General features: G+C 73.8%; 15 protein-coding genes. 9 read left to right on the top strand and 6 right to left on the bottom strand.

The annotated features are described in order from the left end of the window. Positions 1-48: 48 nt before the first annotated feature. The 5 genes from ABZT47_RS27450 (at position 49) to ABZT47_RS27430 (ending at position 8,069) form a co-directional block, all read left to right on the top strand. Positions 49-2,892 (top strand): BTAD domain-containing putative transcriptional regulator, encoded by a 2,844-nt coding sequence (locus ABZT47_RS27450; protein WP_354847942.1) that lies wholly within the window; start codon positions 49-51, stop codon positions 2,890-2,892. A 129-nt stretch (positions 2,893-3,021) separates the two neighbouring features. Continuing rightward, positions 3,022-3,192 (top strand): hypothetical protein, encoded by a 171-nt coding sequence (locus tag ABZT47_RS27445; RefSeq protein WP_354847939.1) that lies wholly within the window; start codon positions 3,022-3,024, stop codon positions 3,190-3,192. A gap of 23 nt (positions 3,193-3,215) precedes the next feature. Beyond that, the gene (locus tag ABZT47_RS27440) at positions 3,216-4,607 is read left to right on the top strand and encodes an FAD-binding monooxygenase (protein WP_354847936.1); all 1,392 of its coding nucleotides are present in this window, start codon (positions 3,216-3,218) and stop codon (positions 4,605-4,607) included. Positions 4,608-4,718: 111 nt separating this feature from the next. Beyond that, positions 4,719-7,610, top strand: coding sequence for a BTAD domain-containing putative transcriptional regulator (locus tag ABZT47_RS27435; RefSeq protein WP_354847934.1), 2,892 nt, complete (start codon positions 4,719-4,721; stop codon positions 7,608-7,610). Between the two features lie 168 nt (positions 7,611-7,778). Next, a complete protein-coding gene (locus ABZT47_RS27430) occupies positions 7,779-8,069 on the top strand; it encodes a YiaA/YiaB family inner membrane protein (RefSeq protein ID WP_354847931.1) in 291 nt (96 codons plus the stop codon). 39 nt (positions 8,070-8,108) lie between these two features. On the opposite strand, the gene ABZT47_RS27425 is transcribed toward ABZT47_RS27430, so the two are convergent. Next, a complete protein-coding gene (locus ABZT47_RS27425) occupies positions 8,109-8,759 on the bottom strand; it encodes a response regulator transcription factor (RefSeq protein WP_354847927.1) in 651 nt (216 codons plus the stop codon). Next, positions 8,692-9,939: a DUF5931 domain-containing protein gene (locus ABZT47_RS27420; RefSeq protein ID WP_354847924.1), complete on the bottom strand. Its 1,248-nt coding sequence runs from the start codon at positions 9,937-9,939 to the stop codon at positions 8,692-8,694. The genes ABZT47_RS27425 and ABZT47_RS27420 overlap by 68 nt, the downstream gene beginning before the upstream one ends. A 228-nt stretch (positions 9,940-10,167) precedes the next feature. Between ABZT47_RS27420 and ABZT47_RS27415 the strand changes: the two genes are divergently transcribed. Both ABZT47_RS27415 and ABZT47_RS27410 read left to right on the top strand, forming a co-directional pair. Continuing rightward, on the top strand, positions 10,168-11,478 hold the full coding sequence (locus ABZT47_RS27415; protein ID WP_354847921.1) for an MFS transporter: 1,311 nt from the start codon (positions 10,168-10,170) through the stop codon (positions 11,476-11,478). Between the two features lie 45 nt (positions 11,479-11,523). Further along, the gene (locus ABZT47_RS27410; protein ID WP_354847919.1) at positions 11,524-12,129 is read left to right on the top strand and encodes a Uma2 family endonuclease; all 606 of its coding nucleotides are present in this window, start codon (positions 11,524-11,526) and stop codon (positions 12,127-12,129) included. 60 nt (positions 12,130-12,189) lie between these two features. Here the strand turns inward: ABZT47_RS27410 and ABZT47_RS27405 are convergent, their stop codons facing one another. After that, entirely contained in the window at positions 12,190-12,933 is a 744-nt protein-coding gene (locus ABZT47_RS27405) for a helix-turn-helix domain-containing protein (RefSeq protein ID WP_354847916.1), read from the bottom strand. Positions 12,934-13,017: 84 nt separating this feature from the next. Here ABZT47_RS27405 and ABZT47_RS27400 point away from each other — a divergent pair, with 84 nt between their 5' ends. Both ABZT47_RS27400 and ABZT47_RS27395 read left to right on the top strand, forming a co-directional pair. Next, positions 13,018-13,938 (top strand): NmrA family NAD(P)-binding protein, encoded by a 921-nt coding sequence (locus ABZT47_RS27400; protein ID WP_354847914.1) that lies wholly within the window; start codon positions 13,018-13,020, stop codon positions 13,936-13,938. A 213-nt stretch (positions 13,939-14,151) separates the two neighbouring features. Further along, positions 14,152-17,346, top strand: a complete 3,195-nt coding sequence (locus ABZT47_RS27395) for a penicillin acylase family protein (protein ID WP_354847911.1) — start codon at positions 14,152-14,154, stop codon at positions 17,344-17,346. 290 nt (positions 17,347-17,636) lie between these two features. On the opposite strand, the gene ABZT47_RS27390 is transcribed toward ABZT47_RS27395, so the two are convergent. The 3 genes from ABZT47_RS27390 to ABZT47_RS27380 all read right to left on the bottom strand — a co-directional run bounded on the left by ABZT47_RS27390 (position 17,637) and on the right by ABZT47_RS27380 (position 22,600). Then, on the bottom strand, positions 17,637-20,180 hold the full coding sequence (locus tag ABZT47_RS27390; protein WP_354847908.1) for a phenylalanine--tRNA ligase subunit beta: 2,544 nt from the start codon (positions 20,178-20,180) through the stop codon (positions 17,637-17,639). After that, the gene (gene pheS / locus ABZT47_RS27385) at positions 20,180-21,220 is read right to left on the bottom strand and encodes a phenylalanine--tRNA ligase subunit alpha (RefSeq protein ID WP_354847977.1); all 1,041 of its coding nucleotides are present in this window, start codon (positions 21,218-21,220) and stop codon (positions 20,180-20,182) included. Before pheS ends, ABZT47_RS27390 begins: the two co-directional genes overlap by 1 nt. Before the next feature lie 297 nt (positions 21,221-21,517). Beyond that, positions 21,518-22,600 (bottom strand): ATP-binding protein, encoded by a 1,083-nt coding sequence (locus ABZT47_RS27380; protein ID WP_354847906.1) that lies wholly within the window; start codon positions 22,598-22,600, stop codon positions 21,518-21,520. Positions 22,601-22,676: the final 76 nt, after the last annotated feature.

Raw genomic sequence — 22,676 nt, 5'->3', positions numbered from 1 at the left:
ACCTGAGATCATCGACCGGAAGGCCGGTGGACGAGGGGAGGACCGCGGGTGAGCGTCGCCGAGGGCGTGCGGTTCGGAGTGCTTGGATCGCTCAGGGCCGAGGTGGGCGCGCGGCCCGCGGGCCTTGGAGGGCCGCGGCAGCGTGCCGTGCTGGCGATGCTGCTGATCGCGCGCGGCCGCATCGTCCCGGCCGAGCGGATCCTGTCGGAGGTGTGGGAGGGGTCGCGGCCCGCCTCCCCGACGACGCTCCACGGGTACGTCGCCGACCTGCGCAGGGCGCTGGAGCCGGAACGGCCGCCCGGCGCCCCGGCCCGGCTGCTGGTGCGCGAAGGCCCCGGATACGCCCTGCGCGCGGCGCCCGCCGCGATCGACGCCGAGCGCTTCACCGACCTGGCCGTCCGCGGCCGGCGCGCGCTGGAGGACGGCGAGCCCGGGCGCGCCGCCGATCTCCTCGGCCAGGCCCTCGCGCTGTGGCGGGGCCCGGCCTACGCCGACTTCGACGGGGCCGCCTTCGCGGCGCCCGACGCCGCCCGGCTGGAGGACCTGCGGGCCGCGGTGCGCGAGGACCGCCTGTCCGCCGTCATCGCCTCGGGACGGCACGCCGCCGCCGTGGGCGAGCTGCAGGCGCTGGTCGCCGAGCAACCGCTGCGCGAACGCGGCTGGGAACTGCTGGCCCTGGCCCTGTACCGGTCCGGACGGCAGGCCGACGCGCTCGCCGCGTTACGCACCGTCCGCAGACGGCTGGCCGACGAGCTCGGCGCCGACCCCGGACGCGGGCTGCGCGAGCTGGAGGCGGCCGTGCTCGCCCAGGACCCCCGCCTGACCCCGGCGCCCGCGGAACCCGGCCGGGGGCCCTCCCCCGCGCCGCCGGCCGGGGAACCGGCGCCGTCCCCGGGCAACCTGCCCTTCGCCCTGTCCAGCTTCGTCGGCCGCGACGGGGACCTGACCGCCGTCGCGCGCCTGCTGGAGGCGCACCGGCTGGTCACGCTCACCGGCCCCGGCGGCGTCGGCAAGACCCGCCTGGCCCTGGAGGTCGCCCGCGCCCGCACGGACGCCGACGGGCCCTGGCTGGTGGAGATCGCGGGCCTGCACACACCCGACCTGCTCACCGCCACCATCGCCGCCGCTCTGGGACTGCCCGCCGCCGCCTCCGCCGACCAGCTGGCCGGGATGCTCGCCGACCGCGAGCTGATGATCGTCCTGGACAACTGCGAGCACCTGCTTGCCCCCGCCGCCATGCTCGTGCACACCCTGCTGGCCCGCTGCGGCGGCGTGCGGATCCTGGCCACCAGCCGCGAACCCCTGGGCATCACCGGCGAGGCCGTCTACGAGGTGCCGCCGCTGCCCGCCGCCACCGAGGCCGCGGAGCTGTTCGCGCGCCGCGCGGCGGCGGCCCAGCCCGGCTGGGCGCCCGAGCCGGGCGGCCAGGAGCGCGTCGCCGCCCTGTGCGCCGGGCTCGACGGCATCCCGCTGGCCATCGAACTCGCCGCCGCCCAGTGCCGGACGCTGTCGGTCGGCCAGATCGCCGACGCCCTGGAAGACCGCTTCACCCTGCTGGTGGGCGGGCCCGCCGGCCGGCCGGACCGCCATCGGACCCTGCTCGGCACCGTCGCCTGGAGCGACCAGCTCCTGTCGCCGCAGGAACGGCTGCTGTTCCACCGGCTCGGCGTGCTCCGCGCCGGCTTCGACCTGGAGACGGCCGCCGCCGTGACGGGGGTCGCCCCCGTACTGGCCCCGCTGTCGGCGCTGGTCCGCAAGTCGCTGGTCACCGCCGAGCCCGGCACGGCGCCGCGCCGCTACCGCATGCTGGAGACGCTGCGCCAGTACGCCCTTGGCGCGCTGTCCCCCGAGGAACTGGCGCGGGCGCGGGAACGGCACCGCGCCTGGGCGCTGACCAGGGCCGAGAGCGCCGAACGCCATCTGCGCGGCCCGCAGGGGGCGGCGCTGCTGGAAGGGCTGAGCCGCGACCAGCCGGAGTTCCGCGCCGCGTTCGCCTCCGCGCTCACCGAGGGCGACGGCGACTACGTCCTGCGGCTGGGCGGAGCGCTGTTCTGGTTCTGGTTCCGCATGGGCCACGTCGCGGAAGGGCTGGCCTGGCTGTCGGAGGGCTTCGCCGCGGCCCCGGGAGCCGGTGCCGGCACCCGGGCGCGTGCCAGGTTCGCCGTCGCGGCGCTGCGCTACCTGGCCGGACGGCCGGCGCAGGCGTACGAGGCGGCCCGCACGGCCGTCGAGGAGGCCCGCGAGGCCGGCGACCGGGTGACCGAGGCGAGCGCGACGGGCTACGCGGCCTATCTGGGCCTGCTGGCCGGGGCGCCGGTCGACGCGCCGGCCCTCGCCCGCGCGGCCGTCGAGATCGCCCGCGGCACCGCGCAGGGCTGGCTGGAGGCCGAGACGCTCATGATCCAGGGCATGGCGCTGCGGATCCTCGCCGACCTGCCCGGCGCCGGCGCCGCCTTCCGGGAGGCCATCGCCGCCGCCCACTCCAGCGGCCACGACTGGGCCGCCGACGGGGCCGCCTGGTGCGACATGAAGACCGCCTGCGATCGAGGGCAGGGCGCCCGCGCGCTGGCCGTCGCCGGCGACCTCCTCGCCGCGATGGACCGTTACGGCGACATCTCCTTCTGGCTGGTCACCGTGCACAGCGCGGCCCGCGCCCTCGTGCTCACCGGGAGGGCGGAGCAGGCGGCCACGCTGATGGGCGCCGTGGAGGCCATCGGCGAGCGGGCCGGCGTCTCTCCTGAGCTGATGGACCCGCTGGACGGGCCCCGCGAGGCCGCCGCCGTGCGAGGAGCGCTGCCGCCGGAGGAGTACGAGCGCCACGCGGCCAGGGGACGCGCCCTGTCCCGGCAGGAGGCGAGCGCCCTGCTGGCCGGTCTGATCGCCCGGAACTGACCCTCGACCGGGCCCGGCGTCCGCCGGTGGTAAAGCCCGTTCCCAGTGGCCGCCAAGCGGCCGCGCGCATCCTCGTCGCCATGAGCGCAGTGCCGCCCCGGACGGGCGGCCCGGACAACGAGGTGAATCGTGATCAAGACGATGAGGCGCAGCGCGGCGGTGGCCGCGATCAGCCTGGGGCTCCTGGCGGGCCTGGGCATGACGGCCGCCCACGCCGCCACCGGCGACCCCTCCCAGTGGGGCGTCAGCGGAGACCCGTCCCAGTGGGGCGTGACCGGGGACCCGTCCCAGTGGGGCTGATCCGAGGAGGGGGTGAGCGGACCATGGCGGACACCGGACACCGCCCCGCCGGGCACGCCGTCGTCGTCGGCGCGGGCATCGGCGGGCTGCTGGCCGCCCGGGTGCTCGGCGAGAGGTTCGACCGGGTCACGCTGATCGACCGCGACGCGCTGCCGGACGAGGGCGTCCCCCGGCGGGGCGTCCCGCAGGGCCATCACGCGCACGGGCTGCTGTCCCGGGGCCGCGAGATCCTCGAGGAGCTGTTCCCCAGGCTGACCGCCGACCTGGTCGCCACGGGCGCCGGCATCTGCGACATCCAGAACGACATCCGCTGGTACAACGACGGCCGGCTGCTGCGTCCCGCGCCTTCGCGGCTGCGCGGCCTGACGGTGAGCCGGCCGCGGCTCGAAGGGTATGTGCGGTCCCGGGTCGCGGCCCTTCCCGGCGTGGTGGTCCACGAGCGCCGCGAGGTCCTCGGGCCGATCGCCGGTCCCGGCGGAGCCGTCACGGGAGTGCGCGTGTTGCGCCCCGGCCACCGTCCCGAGGAGGCCGAGGAGATGGCGGCCGACCTGGTGGTCGACGCCACGGGGCGGGGCAACCGGGGCACGGAGTGGCTGCGCGGGCTGGGGTACGAGCCGGCGCCGGAGGACCGCGTCGATTCCCGGCTGGTGTACGTCTCGCGCGAGTACCGGCGCCGGCCGGGCGACGCCGACGTCGCGGCCATGATCGTGGGGCACTGCACGGCCGTGCCGAGGGGCGGGGTCGCGCTCAGCGCCGAGGGGGACCGCTGGCTGGTCACCCTGTTCGGCATGGGCGACGACGTCCCGCCCATCGACCCGGAGGGGTATCACGCCTTCGCCGCCGGGCTTCCGGTCCCCGACCTGCACCACCTCCTGCTGCGCCTGGAACCGCTCGGGGCGCCGCGCCTGATGCGCATCCCGGTGAGCATCCGCCGCCGCTACGAACGGCTCGGCCGCTTCCCCGAGGGCTACCTGGTGTTCGGCGACGCGCTGTGCCAGTTCAACCCCAGCTACGGGCAGGGGATGACCGTGGCCGCCTGCGAGGCCGTCGCCCTGCGGGAGTGCCTGGCCGGCGGGCTGGACGGCCTGGCCCGCCGCTTCTTCGGGCGCGCCGCACGGATCATCGACGTGCCCTGGGACATGTCGGTCGGCGGCGACCTGCGGTTCCCGTCCGTCGAGGGCCCGCGGTCCCCGCGGGTGAGGCTGCTCAACGGCTACCTCACGCGGCTCCACGCCGCCGCGGAGGCCGACCCGGTGGTCGGCAACGCCTTCCTGAGCGTCGCCAACCTCCAGGCGCCGCCGCAGCGCCTGCTGTCGCCGGGGATCCTCGCCCGGGTGCTCCGGCCTCGTTTCCGCCGCGGCGCTCCGGCGCTCCCCGAGCCGGAGATCCGGGCGCAGGAGCCGGCCGGCCGGTGACACCCCGGGATCGTGGCGGCGGACCGCTGGAGGGAACGGTCCACGATCCCCTTTTTGTGCCGCTTTCCTTGGGTTACCCTCGCATCGATCTACGTTGTGCGAGGGGGGCCGATGGGCCGGGTCGACGCCGATGGCGCGCGTTTCGGGGTGCTCGGCCCGCTTCGGGCCGAACTGGAGGGACGTCCGGTCGGCCTGGGCGGGCTGCGGCAGCGCGCGGTCCTCGCCGTGCTGCTGATCGCCCGGGGCAGGATGGTGTCGGCCGAGCGGCTCATGTCGGACGTGTGGGAGGGGTCACCGCCGCCGTCGCCGGCGACCCTGCACGTGTACATCTCCCAGTTGCGCAGGGCGCTGGAGCCGGAGCGCGCGGCCCGCACCCCGGCCGGGCTCCTGGTGCGCGAGGGGCCGGGGTACGCGCTGCGGGCCGACCCGGCCGTGGTCGACGCCGAGCGCTTCGCCGACCTGGCCGTGGCCGGGCGGCACGCCCTGGACGGCGGCCGGCCGGAACAGGCCGAGGAACTGCTGACCGAGGCGCTGGACCTGTGGCGTGGACCGGCCTACGCCGACTTCGACGGGGCCGGCTTCGCGGTGTCGGAGGCGGCCCGGCTGGAGGGGCTGCGCGCCGCCGCGTACGAGGACCGGCTGGCCGCCGCCATCCGGCTCGGCCGGCACGCCGCCGCGGTCGGCGAGCTGGAGGCCCTGGTGGCCGAGCAGCCGCTGCGGGAACGCGGCTGGGAACTGCTCACCCTGGCGCTGTACCGGTCGGGCCGGCGGGCCGAGGCCGCCGCGGCGCTGCGCGCCGTACGGGAACGGCTCGCCGACGAGCTCGGCATCGACCCCGGCCCCGCGCTGCGCGACCTGGAGGCCGCGGTGCTCGCCCAGGACCCGAGGCTCGACCCGCCGCCCACGCTCACCACCGGCGCCCGCCTCGGCGGCGCGCCCCTTTCCCAGGCCCCCGCCGGCTCTCCCGCCACCGCACCGGCCGGCCTGGCGGCCAAGCCCGCGCCCGCGGGGAACCTGCCCTTCGCGCTGTCGAGCTTCGTCGGGCGCACGGCCGACCTCGCCGCCGTAGGTGGCCTGCTCACCGAGTACCGGCTGGTCACCCTCACCGGCCCCGGCGGGGTGGGCAAGTCGCGCCTCGCGCTGGAGGCGGCCAGGGCCCGTACCGACGACGACGGCCCCTGGCTGGTGGAGCTGGCCGGCCTCACCTCGGCCGAGCTGCTCCCCGCCACCATCGCGGCCTGCCTGGGCATCCCGGGGGTAGCCTCGGCCGAGGCGCTGGCGGCCGTGCTCGCCGGGCGCCGGCTGCTGCTGGTGCTCGACAACTGCGAACACCTGCTGGAGGCCGTCGCCGCCCTCGCCGGCGCGTTGCTGGGCCGCTGCGGGGCCCTGCGGGTGCTGGCCACCAGCCGCGAGGCGCTGGGCGTGGAAGGCGAGGCGGTCTACGAGGTCCTGCCGCTCGACCCCGCAGGGGACGGCACCGAGCTGTTCCGGCGGCGGGCCGCCGCGGCGCTGCCCGCGTGGTCACCCGACCCGGGCGACCTGGACCGCATCCCGGGGCTGTGCGCCGGGCTGGACGGCATCCCGCTGGCCATCGAACTGGCCGCCGCGCAGTGCCGGATGCTCTCCATCGGCCAGATCGCCGAGGCGCTGGAGAACCGCTTCGACGTGCTGGTGGACGGCCCGATCGACCTGCCGGCGCGGCACCGCGCGCTGGAGGCGACCGTCGCCTGGAGCCACCATCTGCTCGACCCCGCGGAGCGGCGGCTGTTCCACCGGCTGAGCGTGTTCGCCGCCGGGTTCGACCTCGACGCCGCCGCCGCGGTCGCAGGCCAGGCCCCCGTCCTGCCCGCCCTGTCGGCGCTGGTGCGCAAGTCGCTGATCGCCGTCGAGCCGGGCACCGCGCCGCGCCGCTACCGGATGCTGGAGACGCTGCGCCAGTACGCGCTGCGGGAACTGGACGCCAACGATCTCGCCGGGACACGGCGGCGTCACCGGGCCTGGGCGCTGACCCAGGCCGAGAGCGCCGAGCGCAGGCTGCACGGCCCGCAGGCCGCCGAGCTGCTGGCCCGCTTGACCCGCGAGCAGCCGGAGTTCCGCGCCGCCTTCGCCTCCGCGCTGGCCGACGGGGACGGCGACTACGCGCTGCGGCTCGGCGGAGCGCTGTACTGGTTCTGGTACCGCATGGGTCACATCGCCGAGGGCCTGTCCTGGATGTCCGACGCGTTCGCCGCCGCGCCGGACGCCGGGCCGGAGGTCCGCGGACGGGCCCGGCTCGCCGTGAGCGGGCTCAGCTACCTGGCCGGCAGGCCGGCGGAGGCGTACGAGGAGGTGCTGACCGCCGAGCGGGAGGGCCAGGAGGCCGGGGATCTGGTGGTCCAGGCGTCCGCGCGGGTCTACCAGACGCATTTCGGCGTGCTCGCCGGGATCCCGATCGACGCCCCCGCGCTCGCCGCCGACGCCGTCGGCCTCGCCCGGCGCACCGGAGAGGACTGGCTGGTGGCCGAGGCCCTCATGGTGCAGGGCACGCTCGCCCGCATCATGGGAGACCGCCCGGCGGCCGAGGCCGTCCTGGCCGAGGCCGTCGCGACCGCCGAGTCCTGCGGCCACGACTGGGCGGCGGGCTCCGCCGCGTGGGCCGCCATGAAGACCGCCTGCGACGGCGGCGACGGCCGGCGCGCGCTCGGCATCGCCGCGGGCATCCTGGACGCCCTCGACCGCCACGACGACGTCACCTCTCGGCTCGTCCTGATCCACACCGTCGCCCACGCCCTCACGCTGAGCGGACGCGCCGGCCAGGCGGCCATGCTGATGGGCGGAGTGGAGGCCGTCGGCCGCCGGGTCGGCTTCTCTCCCGAACTCATGGACCCTTTCGACGGCCCGAGAGAAGCCGCCGCCGTCCGCGAAGCGCTCCCGCCGGCGGAGTACGAACGCCTCGCGGCCCAGGGACGCGAACTGTCCCTGCCGGAACTGACCACCTTCATGATCGGCCTGCTCGACGACTGACCACCCTCATGATCGGCCTGCTCGACGCACGGTGACCCACCCCGCCACGCCCGGCCGCGACACCCGCACCCCGCCGGCGCGGCCCCGGACCCCTTCGGTTCAGGTACTCAGACAGGATGGGTACGCCTACTCAGGCGTCCGGCCGGCCGGTGTCAGACCCTGAACGGCATGAAGAAAGCACTCCAGCCCGCCATGACCGGCGCCTACTACGCCCAGTGCGTCATCTCCTTCGCCGTGGCGCTCGGCAGCGTGGCGCTCGGCATCCTCTTCCTGCCGATCGATCCCTGGATTCGCGCGTTCCTCGCGATCGCCGTGCTGTACACGGTGACCACGGCCTTCGGACTGGCCAAGTGCGTGCGCGACCGGCAGGAACTCGACAGCATGTCCAGCCGCGTCGACCAGGCACGCCTGGACAAACTGCTCTCCGAGCACGACCCGTACAAGGTAGACACGCCGTGAGCCGCCGCTCCGGCCGCGCTATGTCCCGTCCAGTCCCCGCTATGTCCCGTCCAGTCCCTGCTCGATCGCGTAACGGACGAGCTCGACCCGGTTGTGGAGCTGGAGCTTGTTCAAGGTGTTCTGCACGTGGTTCTGCACCGTCCGGTGGCTGAGCACCAGCCGTTCGGCGATCTGCCGGTAGGACAGGCCCTTGGCGACCAGGCGCAGCACCTCGGTCTCCCGATCGGTGAGGCGCGGCCCGGCGTGCGAAGGCCTCTGCGTGGCCAGGCGGCGATACTCGCCGAGCACCAGCCCTGCCAGGCCAGGGGTGAAGACCGGTTCCCCGCCGGCCGTGCGCCGGACGGCGCCGAGGAACTCCTCCCGGCTCGCCGACTTGACCAGGTATCCGCAGGCGCCGGCCTTGACCGCCTCGAGCACGTCCTCATGCTCGGCGCTCGCCGACAGCACCAAAACGCGGGGCGCGGGATCGGACGCGGCCAGCCCTCTGGCCACCTCGACACCGGACAGGTCGGGAAGCCGCAGGTCGAGGATCACCACATCGGGCCGCAGGGCGGCGGCGACGCGGAGCGCCTGGCGGCCCTCGCCCACGGTCGCCACCACCTGGTACCCGGCGTTCTCCAGGTCACGGGCGACCGCGTCCCGCCACATCGGGTGGTCGTCCACCACCATCACCCGCAGAGCGCTGGTCATGCCGCAACTGTAGACCGGCCCGCGTTCCCGCCCAGGATGTGCGGGCCCGCCCGTGGGCGGCAGGCCGGGCGGGGACGGGGATCACCAGCTCGACCTCGGTTCCCTGGCCCGGCACGGACGTGAGACCGACGCTGCCGCCGAGGCCGGCGATCCGGCCCCTGATGGACTGCGCGACGCCGAGCCTGCCCTCCGCCTCCGCCTCCGAAAGGCGTCCCTCGGGGATGCCGGGGCCCTCGTCGCGCACCGTGATGGTCATCGAGACGCCGTCGTTCTCGGCGAAGACCCAGGCCCTCGCCTCCGCGCCGCAGTGCCACCGGACGTTGTCGAGCGCCGCCCCCACGGCCGCGACGACCTCGTGAGCGTGACCGGCGGGAAGCGGCAGAGGGGTCGCGGGTGTCGACACGGTGACCACCGCCGAGGTGTACCGGCGTAACCGAGCCCCCACATCGACCAGGCCCGCACCGTCCTGCTCCCCCGTGCCCGGACCGCTGCGGATCAGCTCGCGCACCGCCGCTTCCTGCTCTCCGGCCAGCCGCCCCAGTTCGGCGGCCTCCCCGCCGATCTCCAGCCCGCGGCGTCGCACCAGCGCCAGTACCTGGAGCACGGAGTCATGGATGCCGCGAGCGAGCCGCTCGCGCTCCCGGCCGGCCGCCTCGATCTCGGCGGCACGTTGCAGCCGTTCCTCCGCCTGTCTGGTGAGCCGCGCCACGTGGCCGACGACGGTTCCGGCGAGGATCAGCAGCACGGATCCGTTGATGGGTACGGAAAGAGCGAATCGGTCCGCATCGCGCAGCCACAGGTCGCCGAGCGCCAGCACGATCGCCGCCACCGCGCCCGCCCGCCGCCCGCCGTACACGGCCCAGGCGAGCACGGGCCCCCCGATCCAGGTCGCCGTCACCGGCATCACACCCGCAGGTCCGGCGTCAGGCCCCTGGACGTACGGCGAAGCCAGCATGCAGCCGAGCGTGACCAGCACGTCCAGCACCAGCAGGGGGCGGCTTCTCGCGGAGGAGTACGCGATCGTGGTGGCCGCGGTCCATACCGCCATCACGCCGAGGACGGCCCAGCCCGCGACGGGGCGGAGGTAGCCGCCGGCGCTCGCCAGCAACACCGCGGCGTAGCCGAGAGAGGCGATGCGGTACACCGCGATGGCCCGCCAGAACGACCCCTCGATCTCCATGCGGCCCCATCACGCTCGATCGGCGCTGTCCCCGGTGAGCCGACTATATGACGGCCCGGATGCCCTCTCATCGCCCGAGCTCTGACGGGCACCGCTCCCGGACGGGGGCGCGGGTCCGGCCGCCAGGCGTCCTTCGGGTGCCCGTAACGCGTGTCCGTGGGTGCGGCGGCCCCGGCGCACGGAAAACCGGTTGCCCGGGAGCGTCGTGGGCCTTCAGACTTGCCGCCTGTGTCGACGAGTCCCGCCCGATCGCTGAAGACCCTGCTGCTGCGGCTGCGCATGGACCTCAGCCCACTACGCGACTCTCGGGATTTCCGGCTGCTGTTCGGCTCCAGCCTGGTCACGATGTTCGGCAGCCTGATGACCATGGTGGCCGTGCCCTTCCAGATGAAGCAGCTCACCGGCTCCTACGTCGCGGTGGGCCTGGTCGGCCTGGTGGAGTTCGCGCCGATGGTGGTGTGCGGGCTGTGGGGCGGCGCCATCGCCGACGCGCTCGACCGGCGAAAGATCGTCGTCCTGTCCGAGGTGGGCCTCTGCCTGACCTCGGTGCTCCTGCTGCTGAACGCCGTGCTGTTCCCTGCACCGGCCCAGGTGCCCGTGCTGTACGTCGTCGCCGCACTGTCGGCCGGCCTGTCCAGCCTCCGGGGGCCCAGCGAGCAGGCGATCATCAACCGGGTCCTCAAACTCGACCAGATGGGCGCCGCGTTCGCCATCCAGGGCCTGGCACGCAACGCGGGCATGATCGTCGGCCCGGCCGCCGGCGGCCTCATCGTCGTCACCCTCGGCCCGGCCACCTCCTACGGCATCGACATCGCGTCCTTCCTGCTGTCGCTGCTGCTTCTGATGCGCGTGCGCCCCGTTCCCCGCACCGGTGACCACACCCCGGCCTCGCTGCGCTCGCTGGTCGAGGGCGTGCGCTACGCCGTCCGCCGCCCCGACCTGATGGGCACCTACCTGGTCGACATCGCCGCCATGGTGTTCGCCTTCTCGAACGCGCTCTTCCCGTTCCTCGCCGACCAGCTCCACGAGCCCAGGGCGCTCGGCCTGCTGTACGCGGCTGGCGGCATCGGCTCGGTGATCGCCTCGGCCACCTCCGGCTGGACCGCCCACGTCCACCGCCACGGCCGCGCGGTGATCACCTCGGCCGCACTGTGGGGCGCCGGCGTCGCCCTCGCCTCGATCATGCCCAACATCTGGCTCGTGGCCGCCCTGCTGGCCTTCGCCGGAGCAGCCGACATGATCAGCGGCGTCTTCCGCGGCATCATCTGGAACCAGACCATCCCCGACGAATACCGCGGACGCCTGGCCGGCATCGAACTGCTCTCCTACTCCACCGGCCCCATGCTCGGCGACGCCCGCGCCGGATTCCTCGCCCAGGCCGGCGGCGCCCGCTTCTCCCTCGGCGTCGGCGGCCTGCTCTGCATGGCCGCCGTCGCCGCCATGGCCGCCGCCCTCCCCAAGTTCCGCCGGTACGACGCCCGCACCGACGAACACGCCCTAGCCGAACGCGCCCGCCGCGAAGCGCCCGTCACCACCTGACCAAAGCCCCCGGGATCAGGGAAGCCACTTGCTACGGTGGGAAGCATGAAGGTCCAGGTCCGGAGCGAAATGATGACGAATTCGGAGCTCCCCGACTGGTTGATCCCTCCCCCTGAGGGGTTCCACGCCGAGGACCTCGATCACCTTCCGCATTTGCCTGCGCACACCGAGTTGATCGATGGAAGCTTGGTGCTCGTAAGCCCGCAGAAAGACTTTCACACTCTGATGCTGTCTCTGCTGGAACACGGCTTGCGCCGCACGGCTCCCGGCGATCTGCGCGTGCGTCGCGAGATGAGTGTGATCCTGGGCCCACGGCAGCGACCGGAGCCGGACGTCATCGTCTTCCACGCCACGGCCCTGCGTGGCCCCGACGCCACGGCTTACCGAGCCGAGGACCTGGTGCTCGCGGTCGAGGTGGTGTCCCCCGAGTCGGAGGAACGCGATCGCAGACGCAAGCCTTCACTGTACGCCGAGGCGGGCATTCCGTACTTCTGGCTGGTGGAGAGCTCCGAGGGACGTCCCACGCTGAACGTCTACGAACTGGACCCGACCACGCGCAGTTACGTGCTGTCCAGCAGTCATCAGGATCGGGTTCGGCTGACGGCGCCGTTCGACATCGACATCGACCTGACCGAGATCGACAGGCTCTGACGGCCGTTTGACGGGTCGGGCCTGGTCAAGTCCCGGGTGAGCGGTGAGCCGGTGGGGTCGTCAACCGGCGGAGCGGCGGCGGTGGGCGCGTTGGCGGCAGGTGGGGCCGCAGTAGCGGGGCGGCCGTCCGGTGTCGCGCATCGGAAGCGACGCGCCGCACTCCTCGCAGAGCCGCGGGGCGGTGGGTCCGTGACGAGGCGACGAGGACGCGTCACGAAATGATGTGGGATTCGTGACGGGCCTGGCACGCAGTCCGTCCAGCAGCAACCGCACCAACTGGGCGCCGCGGACCTGGTCCCGGTGTGCCGTACGCAGCGCGACGGCGCCGACGACGAGCGCCGACAGATCGTCCAGCCGTACGTCGGCGCGTATCGCCCCGGCCTGTCTCGCGTCGCGCATCAGGCGCTCCAGGGCCTGGTGGAACCGCTGGACCGCGGCGGCCAGCACGGCACGTGGCCAGCTCCGGTCACCGGTGAGGGCGTCGCACACGCTCTGACGGTCCGCCGACTTCTCGACCACTTCGAGCAGGAAACCGAACAGCGCGTCACCGGGAGCGGCGCGGGCGCCCCAGCGGCCGGCGGAGGCCACCAGGGCCTCGAGGTGCTCGGCGAGCACCGCCTCGACCAGGATGTCCTTGCTCGGGAAGTGCCGGTAGACGGTCCCGGCGCCGACCCCGGCGCGCTGGGCGATGCGGCCGAGAGACGCCTGGAGCCCTTCCTCGGCGAACACCCGCATCGCGGTGCGCAGTACCAGATCCCGGTTGCGGCGGGCGTCGGAACGCCCGGCGACCGGCACTGCCGTCATGTCACGAAATCCTTGTCTGCGGCGGCGAAACGGGTGGAGCATTCCGGACCGTATCCAGTATCCCGCACATCTGTGGAGGACACCATGACCATGGCGGCACCCGCCGGCATCGACGCTCCCATCCTCGTCACCGGCGCCACCGGCAAGCAGGGCGGCGTCACCGCCCGGTTCCTGCTCGCCCGAGGCCGGCAGGTGCGGGCGCTGGTGCGCGACGTTACCGCGCCGGCCGCCACGGCGCTGGCCGCCGCGGGCGCCCGGCTCGTGCGCGGCGACTTCGACGATCCGGCGAGCCTGCCGCCCGCGCTCGACGGCGTCGCCGCCGTGTTCGGCGTCCCACCGGTCGCCTACGGCCCGGCCGGACCGGAAACCGAACTCGAGATCGCTCGCGGCCGGACGCTGATCGACGCCGCGGCCAAGGCGGGAATCGCGCAGGTCGTGTACAGCACCGTCGCCTCGACGTCGGGCACATCGTCGATGTCGGAGGGCAAGGCGCTGATCGAGGAGTACCTGCGCGACCACGTCGCCTCGCCCACCGTGCTGCGCCCGGTCCGCTTCATGACGAACTATCTCGCCGCCGCCGGAGTCGCCGGCATCGACGGCATCTCCCCTGATGGCGTTCACCGGCACCTGTTCTCGCCGCACCAGCCCATGCAGGTCATCGCGCTGGAGGACATCGCCGAGTTCGCCGCGCTCGCGTTCGCCGACCCGGCCCGGTTCGCCGGGCGCACCCTGGAGCTGGCCGGCGACGAGCCGACCCCGGTGCAGGCGGCAGCCACGATCGCCGAGGCCACCGGCATCCCGATCAGGTATGAGCAGCTCACCGACGAGGAGACCGCCCGGCTCGGTCCGGGGATCGCCGAGACCAAGAAGCGCTGGCAGGCCGGTCACCGCTGGCACGCCGACATCGAGGCCCTGCGCGTCATCCACCCCGGTCTGCGCACGCTCGCCGACTGGCTCGCCGAATCCGGCGCCGCCGCCCTCCGCGCTCACCTCGCCACCACCTGAGCCGCTCACCTCGCCACCGCTTGAGCCGCTGATCTCATCACCGCCTGGGCCGGCCCGGCTGCCGGGGGGACCGGGACCGGCCGAGGTTCACGGCAACGCGCCGGCCCGCCATCGGGCACGGGGGATTATCACATCGGCCATTGATCCGGTGTTGGTGCGAGCGTATGGTCCTCCCAAACATTCGAGTACGCCTCATGTTTTGGGGGTTCTCACATGCACGTACGCCTCCGGCGGATGATCACGGCGGCCTCCGCGCTCGCGATCCTCACGCTGGCATCCCCCGTCGTGCCCGCATCGGCGGCCGTCTACACCGCCGACGACTACTGTCTCGGCCAGTGCGCCGACGTGCTGCCGCCCGGCCAGAACGGCAACGCGACCCTGGTGGAGATCCTCGCCAACCAGTCGCTCGGCACCATGCCGCGGCACTCGGGCGACCAGCTCGGCAAGTACGCCGGCCTGATCTCCGGCTACACCGGCCTGACCGAGGACCAGATCGCCGCCTTCTTCAACGACGCCTCCTTCGGGGTGCCGGCCGGGCAGGTGGAGAGCACGACCAGCCCCCGGGCGGACGTGACCATCGTCCGGGACAAGGCCACCGGTGTCCCGCACATCACCGGGACCACCCGGGAGGGCACCATGTTCGGCGCCGGGTACGCCGGCGCGCAGGACCGCCTCTGGCTGATGGACCTCATGCGCCACGTCGGCCGCGGCGAATTGACCCCGTTCGCCGGAGGGGCGCCGGGCAACCGGGCCCTGGAGCAGAGCGTCTGGCGCAACTCCCCCTACACCGAGGCCGACCTGCAGGCGCAGATCACCCGGTTGCGGGACTCCGGGCCCCGCGGCGCCCAGCTGTACGCCGACGTGCAGAACTACGTGAGCGGCATCAACGCCTACATCGACCACTGCATGGCCGGCCGCGACTGCCCCGGCGAGTACGTCCTGACCGGCCACCTGGACGCGATCACCAACGCCGGCGGCCCGCAGGACTTCACCATGACCGACCTGATCGCGGTCTCCGGGGTGATCGGCGGGCTGTTCGGCGGGGGCGGCGGCGCGGAGATGCAGTCGGCCCTGGTGCGCGTGGCGGCCCGCGCCAAGTACGGCACGGCGGCCGGCGACCAGGCATGGGCGGCGTTCCGGGCGCAGAACGACCCGGAGGCCACCTTGACCCTGCACAACGGCCAGAGTTTCCCGTTCGGGGCCGCGCCCGGCGCCACCGGAGTCGTGCTGCCCGACGCCGCCACGACGGCGCCGGTGGACATCACCCAGAACGAGTCCGGGTCGGCCACCACCTCGGTCGCCGCATCGGCCGCCGCCAAGGGCGTGCTTCCCGGCCTGTCGGTGGACAACTCCAAGCCCGGCATGTCGAACGCCGTCGTGGTGTCGGCCGCCGAGTCCGCCTCCGGGCACCCGATCGCGGTGTTCGGCCCGCAGACCGGCTACTTCGCGCCGCAGTTGCTCATGCTGCAGGAGCTGACGGGGCCGGGCATCCGCTCACGCGGGGTGGCCTTCGCGGGGCTCAACCTGTACGTGCTGCTCGGCAGGGGCACCGACTACGCCTGGAGCGCGACCTCGGCCGGGGAGGACATCACCGACACCTACGCGCTGCAGTTGTGCAACCCCTCCGGCGGAGCGGTGACCACGGCCTCCACCTACTACCTCTACCGCGGCGCCTGCACGGCCATGGAGACGCTCAAGAAGACCAACTCCTGGAAGCCGAACGTCGCCGACACCACCTCCGCCGGGTCCTACGACCTGGTCATCCAGCGCACCAAGTACGGGCTGGTGACCTGGCGCGGCACCGTCGGCGGGCAGCCCACGGCCTTCACCTCGCTGCGCTCGACCTACCAGCACGAGGCCGACTCCGCGGTCGGTTTCGCGCTGTTCAACGACCCGGCCCAGATGGGGAACGCCGCCGCCTTCGCCGCCTCGGCGTCGGAGATCGGCTTCGCGTTCAACTGGTTCTACGTCAACTCCGCCGAGGCCGCGTACTTCATGTCGGGCGACGTCCCGGTCAGGGCGGCGGGCTCCGACCCCAACCTGCCGATGACCGCCGACGCCGCCCACGAATGGGCCGGCTACGACCCCGCCACCAACAGCGCGACCTACCTGCCGGCCTCCGCCCACCCGCAGACGGCCGGCCAGGACTACATGGTGAGCTGGAACAACAAGCAGGCCAAGGACTTCGGCGCGGCCGACGGCAACTTCAGCTTCGGGCCGGTGCACCGGGTGGACCTGCTGGACCGGCCGGTGAAGGCCGCGCTCGCCGGCGCGGGCAAGCTCGACCGGGCCGGCACCGTGAAGATCATGGCCGACGCGGCGGTCACCGACCTGCGCGGCAAGGAGGTGCTGCCCGACCTGCTGCGGGTGATCAACAGCGGGACGGTGTCCGACCCGGCACTGGCCTCGGCGGTGTCGAAGCTGTCGGCGTGGGCCTCAGGCGGCGCCAAGAGGGTCGAGACCTCGCCCGGGAGCAAGACCTACGCGCACGCCGACGCCATCCGGGCCTTCGACGCCTGGTGGCCCAAACTGGTCAGGGCCGAGTTCCGGCCGGGGCTGGGCGACGGGCTGTACCAGTCGCTGGTCAACGCCCTGCAGATCAACGAGTCGCCCTCCGGGCACCAGCAGGGTGACCTGTCGAGCTTCCCGGCCTCGGCCAACGAGGCCCAGACCCACAAGGGTTCGGCCTTCCAGTACGGCTGGTGGGGCTACGTCGGCAAGGACGTCCGGTCGGTGCTCGGCGACCCGGTCGCCGGACCGCTGCCCGCCAAGTACTGCGGGGACGGCACGGTGGCGGGCTGCCGCGCCGTTCTGCTGGACAGCCTGTCGGCGGCGCTCTCCGAACCGGCGGCGACGACCTACCCGGCCGACGACGCCTGCTCGGCGGGCGACCAGTGGTGCGCGGACGCCATCCGCCACTCGCCGCTCGGCGGGATCAAGCAGTCGCTGATCTCCTGGCAGAACCGGCCGACCTACCAGCAGGTCGTGTCCTTCCCCGCCCGCCGCGGCGACCCCATCGCCAACCTGGCGGCCGGCGCGAGCGCCAGTGCCTCCAGCACGCAGATCCTGCCCCCGTACCCGGCGGGCAGGGCCGTGGACGGCGACCCCACCACCCGGTGGGCCAGCGCCTCCAGCGACGACCAGTGGCTGCGGGTCGATCTCGGGTCCGCCAGGACCGTGGCCCGGGTGGTGCTGCGCTGGGAGGCGGCCTACGGGAAGGCGTACGAGATCCAGACTTCTCCGGACGGGTCGTCGTGGACCACGGTGTACTCCACGACCACCGGCGACGGCGGCGTGGACAACGTGACCTTCGGCCCGGCCTCCGCGCGCTATGTCCGCATGCACGGCATCACCCGCGGCACCGGCTATGGCTACTCGCTGTACGAAATGGAGGTCTACTCCCGCTGAGCACCCCGAACCCGGCGGACCGCCACGCGTGTCCGCCGGGTACCAAGCCAGAAACCAGGTGATCCGCCGCACAACGGCGCCGACCTCGCCGTACCGACTTCCCACCGACCCGGCGCCGGCGGAATCGAGCCTTCGGCGGGATAGGGAGTCGGCCACGCCAACGGAACCGGCTGCCCGCGTACAGCGGACAAGTAACGGTCAGGGGCGGAGTGTGTGGGCGTTCACTCCGCCCCCTTGGGTCGTTGAGGAGCAGGAGCGGGATGGGTGAGGCCATCCCGCTCCTTGGCGGGTCAGGCGGTGCGGAGGTGGGCGCCGGTGCTGGTGGTCGCCTGGGCCACCGCGGCGTCGCGGGCGGCGGTGGTCTCTTCGACGGTCAGCGTGCGGTCGGCGGCGCGGAAGCGCAGGGTGTAGGCCAGGGACTTGTTGCCCTCGCCCACCTGCGCCCCGGTGTAGACGTCGAACAGCCGGATGGACTCCAGCAGATCGCCCGCGCCCTCGCGCAGCGCGGCCTCGACCTGCGCGACCGGCACCCCTGCCGGGACGACGAGCGCGACGTCCTGCGTGGCGACGGGGTAGGAGGAGACGGGCACCGCCTGCACCGCCCCGGGCAGGGCGGCCTCCAGGACGCTGAGCTCGAGCTCCATCGCGCACGTGCGCGGCGGCAGGCCGAAGGCCTCGACGACGCGCGGGTGCAGCTCGCCGGCGTGACCGACCAATGCCTCTCCCACGTACAGCGCCGCGCACCGGCCCGGGTGCCACGGCTCGTGCCGGTCGGCGCGGACCACGGGCTCCAGCCCGGCCTCCCGCACGACCATGCGCGCGGCCTCCACGGCGTCGGACCAGCCGGCCGGGCGTCCCTGGCCCCACCAGCCGGAGCGGTCGAACTCGCCGGCGAGCACCACCGCGACCCGCAGGGGCTGGCGGGGCAGCGCCGCGGCGATGCCGTCCAGCTCCTCCTGCGACGGCCGGCGCTCGACGCCGAGCACAGGCGCCTTGGCCGGGGCGCCGGGCTCGGGCCGGTAGACCAGCCCGGACTCGAACAGCGCCACGTCGCCGAAGCCGCGCCCGACGTTGCGGACCAGCGTCTTGAACAGGCCGGGCAGCAGCGTGGTGCGCATGAGCGGTTCGTCCTCGCTCAGCGGGTTGGCCAGGCGCAGGGTGCGGCGCCGCGCGTCGTCCGCGGGGAGCTGCAGGCCGTCCAGGTCGCGGGCGCCGATGAACGGGTAGGCGAGCGTCTCGACGTACCCGGCGGCGGCGAGCGCGCGGCCCACGCGGCGGCGCAGCCGCTGGACCTCGGTCAGCCCGGCCCCGGCCGGGGCGGCGGGCAGCACCGAGGGCAGGCGCTCGTAGCCCTCGAGCCGGATGACCTCCTCGGCCAGGTCGTTGGGGTCGGTCAGGTCGGGACGCCAGGAGGGCGGCGTCACGACCAGCAGCTCGGCCGGGTCGGGCCGGGCGGGACCCTCGAGCACGTCGGCCGGGACGGCCTCGGCGCCCGCCTGGCCGCTCGCGGCGCCCTGGGCGACGACCGTGCAGCCGACCTGCTCGAGGCGGCGCACGACGGTGTCGCGGCCGTAGGCGACGCCGGCGACCCGGTCGGGGTGATCGGCCGGGATGACGATCGTCGCCGGCTCGACGTCGACGAAGGCGTGGGTGACCCCGGCCTCGGCGGTGCCGCCGCCGAAGGCGACCAGCATCTGCACCGCGCGCCAGGAGGCGTACAGCGGCAGCTCGGGGTCGACGCCGCGCTCGAACCGGCGCGATGCCTCGCTCACCAGGTTGTGGCGGCGCGACATGCGCGCCGTGCCGGTGGCCGAGAAGTGGGCCGCCTCGATCACCAGCTCGGTGGACTCGCCGGAGATCTCGGTGGCCAGGCCGCCCATCGTGCCGGCCATGGAGATCGCCCCGGAGGAGTCGGTGATCAGGATGTCCTCGGGGTACAGCTCGCGCACGACGTGGTCGAGCGTCTCGAGCCTCTCGCCCGGCTCGGCCCTGCGCACCACGATCGGCCCGGTGAGCCGGGAACGGTCGAAGGCGTGCAGCGGCTGGCCAAGCTCGAGCATGAGGTAGTTGGTGACGTCGACGGCCAGCGACACCGGGCGCATGCCCGCGCGGGCCAGGCGCACCTGCATCCACATGGGAGTCTCGGCCGAGGGGTCGAAGCCGGACACCGAGCGCAGCACGAACCGGTCGCAGGCCGTCGGGTCGGCGATCGAGGCCGGGTGGGCCTCGTCGTCGAAGGCGGGCGGCTCGATGTCGGCCGGGTCGCGCCAGGGCACGCCGAAGGCGGTGGCGACCTCGCGGGCGACGCCCCTGATCGACAGGGCGTATCCGCGGTCGGGGGTGACCTCCAGCTCGATGACGTCGTCGCGCAGGCCGAGCAGCTCGACCACGTCGGCGCCCAGGTGGGTGTCGGCGGGCAGGATGAGGATGCCGCTGTGGTCCTCGCCGATGCCGAGCTCGCGCGCCGAGCAGATCATGCCGTCGGAGACGTGGCCGTAGGTCTTGCGGGACCCGACCTCGAACCCGCCGGGCAGGACGGCGCCCGGCAGCGCCACCGCGACGCGGTCGCCCACGGCGAAGTTGGTGGCGCCGCAGATCAGCCAGCGCGGCGCGGCCTCGCCGACCTCGACCGAGCAGTAGCGGATGGGCTTTTTGAACCCGGCGAGCTCCTCGATGGACAGCACCTCGCCGACGACGACGTTCTTGATGTCGTCGCCGACCGACTCGATCGACTCGAGCTTGAGCCCGGCGGCGGTGAGCTTCTCTGCGACCTCGTGGGCGTTGGCGGCCGGCAGGTCGACGTACTCCCGCAGCCAGGAGAGCGGGAACTTCATCAGGCCTCCATACCGAACGGGAGCGTGAAGCGCACGTCTCCCTCGACCATGTCTCGCATGTCCTCGGCGTTGTTGCGGAACATCAAGGTCCGCTCGACGCCCATGCCGAAGGCGAACCCGCTGTAGCGCTCGGGGTCGACGCCGCAGGCCACCAGCACGCGCGGGTTGACCATGCCGCAGCCGCCCCATTCGATCCAGCCCTCGGACTTGCAGGTGCGGCAGGGCGGGTTGCCCGGCACGGCCGAGGCGCCCCGGCAGACGAAGCAGCGCAGGTCCATCTCGGCCGACGGCTCGGTGAAGGGGAAGTAGTTGGGCCGGAACCGGGTGCTGATGCCCTGGCCGAACATGACCTCGGCGAACCGGTCGAGCGTGCCCTTCAGGTGGGCCATCGTCAGGCCCTCGTCGATGGCCAGCCCCTCGACCTGGTGGAACACCGGGGTGTGCGTGGCGTCGAGCTCGTCGGTGCGAAAGACCTTGCCCGGCGAGACGACGTAGACCGGAAGCTCGCGCGACAGCAGCGCGCGGATCTGCACCGGGGAGGTCTGGGTGCGCAGCACCATGCCGGAGTCGACCGAGCCGACGAAGAAGGTGTCGTGCTCGGAGCGGGCCGGGTGGTCGGGCGCGATGTTGAGCGCGTCGAAGTTGAACCACTCGCCTTCCAGCTCAGGCCCCTCGGCGACCTCGTAGCCCATGGCGACGAAGGCGTCGGCGATGCGCTCTTGGAGGGTGGTGAGCGGGTGGCGGGCGCCGCGCGGGCGGCGGTCCCACGGCAGGGTGACGTCGACGGTCTCCTCGACCAGGACGCGCTCGTCGCGCTCGGCGGTCAGCACGGCCTGCCGGGCGGTGAGCGCCTCGCCGATGGTCTTGCGCGCCCCGCCGATGCGCTTGCCCGCCTCGGCGCGGGCCTGGGGCGGAAGGGCGCCGATCTCGCGGTTGGCGAGCGCGATCGGCGACCGGTCACCGGCGTGGGCGAGCCGCACTTGCTTGAGTTCGTCGAGGTCGGCGGCCGCGTCGATGGCGGCTACGGCTTCGGCCTCCATGCGCGCCACCTCGTCGGCGTGCAACGGCGTCACCTCGACCGGGTCATAGGTGTTCGACAAGAGAGAGCTCCGTATCCAGGGCTTGAGCGGGCACGAGTCTAGTCCGTCCAGAGTGGCGGACCGGCCACGAACGGTGCGCTGTGGACGACCACCACGATCATGCGCGAACGGGGCGGCGCTCACAGCCTCCTGACCGCGGCCGGACCCCGCGACCGCTGCCGCGGTCGGGCGCCGGACGCGACGCGGCCGAGCCGGCGGATGCCGGCGTGGTGTCGCCCACCGGCCTGTCCCGACGCCTCAGGCGAAGTCGGGGGTGCCGGCGGGCATGGTAAATCGGAACTCGGCGCCCCCGCCGGGCGCCCGCTGCACGGTGATCGTGCCGCCGTGGGCCTCCACCAGGCCCTTGACGATGAACAGGCCGAGGCCCGTGCCGCCGCGGCGGCGCCCGTTGCCGCGCCAGAACTGCCGGAAGACGCGCGAGGCCAGCTCGGGTGCCACACCCTCACCCTGGTCACGCACGGACACGGCGACTCCCCACTCGACGGGCTCCACCACTATCGTCACCGTACCTCGCCCGTGGCGCACCGCGTTTTCCAGCAAGTTGCCGAGGATCTGGTCGATCTTGTCCTGGTCGAGCCACATCTCGGGGAGCTCGCCGCGCGTTTCCAGGCGGAAGCGGTCCTCCGGCTCGCCCGCGGCGACCCGGCCGGCGATGATCTTGCGGGCCCGGGCCGGGACGTCGACCACCTGGCGGTGGATCTGCAGCCGGCCGGACTCGATGCGCGAGACGTCGAGCAGCTCGGTGATCAGCCGCGTGACCCGGTCGGCGTCGGCGTTGACGGTCTCGAGCATCACGCGCTTCTGGTCGTCGGTGAAGCGGCTCCACTTGGCCAGCAGCGTGGCGGTGAATCCCTTGACGCTGGTCAGCGGGGAGCGCAGCTCGTGGGCGACGGTGGAGACCAGGTCGGCCCGGCTGCGCTCGAGGCGGGCGCGCGCCGCGGCGTCGCGCAGGGTGACCACGACGCGCTCGACCTCCCCACCCCGCGCGGGCCTGCGGACGAACCGGGCCGCGACCAGCAGCTCGTGGCCGCCGGGAAGATACAGGGAGCACTCGGGCTGGCGGCTGCGGATGCGCAGCCCTCCGTAGGCGTCCAGCCACTTCCACCAGTCGCGGCCGTCGTCGTCGCGGAAGGGCAGGACGTCGGGGAAGTACTTGCCGACGACGGCGTCGCCCCCCACGCCGGTGAGGCGGCAGGCGGCCCGGTTGAAGGCCACCACCCGGCCGCGGCCGTCGGCCACGATGACGCCCTCGGGAAGGTCGTCGACGTCGATCGAGCACGCGGCATCGGCGCCCCGCCGGTGGGTTTGCTCGCCGCGCACTATCGCCTCCCTCGACCCCTACAGCGCCGACAATAGCGGGTTTCCCGTACCCGGCGGCAGCCCCGCGCCAGCGCGG

Origin of the sequence: Sphaerisporangium sp. NPDC005289, from assembly GCF_040607455.1 — a bacterium.
Classification (GTDB): domain Bacteria; phylum Actinomycetota; class Actinomycetes; order Streptosporangiales; family Streptosporangiaceae; genus Sphaerisporangium; species Sphaerisporangium rhizosphaerae.
Note: the sequence above shows the minus strand (reverse complement) of the source record. Positions and strands in the feature narration are given on the sequence as shown.

Coding starts and splice junctions, on each gene's coding strand:
- ABZT47_RS27405 (WP_354847916.1), bottom strand. CDS start 12,933: ATGACGGCAGTGCCGGTCGCCGGGCGTTCCGACGCCCGCCGCAACCGG.
- ABZT47_RS27440 (WP_354847936.1), top strand. CDS start 3,216: ATGGCGGACACCGGACACCGCCCCGCCGGGCACGCCGTCGTCGTCGGC.
- ABZT47_RS27425 (WP_354847927.1), bottom strand. CDS start 8,759: ATGACCAGCGCTCTGCGGGTGATGGTGGTGGACGACCACCCGATGTGG.
- ABZT47_RS27395 (WP_354847911.1), top strand. CDS start 14,152: ATGCACGTACGCCTCCGGCGGATGATCACGGCGGCCTCCGCGCTCGCG.
- ABZT47_RS27430 (WP_354847931.1), top strand. CDS start 7,779: ATGAAGAAAGCACTCCAGCCCGCCATGACCGGCGCCTACTACGCCCAG.
- ABZT47_RS27435 (WP_354847934.1), top strand. CDS start 4,719: ATGGGCCGGGTCGACGCCGATGGCGCGCGTTTCGGGGTGCTCGGCCCG.
- ABZT47_RS27400 (WP_354847914.1), top strand. CDS start 13,018: ATGACCATGGCGGCACCCGCCGGCATCGACGCTCCCATCCTCGTCACC.
- pheS (WP_354847977.1), bottom strand. CDS start 21,220: ATGGAGGCCGAAGCCGTAGCCGCCATCGACGCGGCCGCCGACCTCGAC.
- ABZT47_RS27420 (WP_354847924.1), bottom strand. CDS start 9,939: ATGGAGATCGAGGGGTCGTTCTGGCGGGCCATCGCGGTGTACCGCATC.
- ABZT47_RS27410 (WP_354847919.1), top strand. CDS start 11,524: ATGAAGGTCCAGGTCCGGAGCGAAATGATGACGAATTCGGAGCTCCCC.
- ABZT47_RS27390 (WP_354847908.1), bottom strand. CDS start 20,180: ATGAAGTTCCCGCTCTCCTGGCTGCGGGAGTACGTCGACCTGCCGGCC.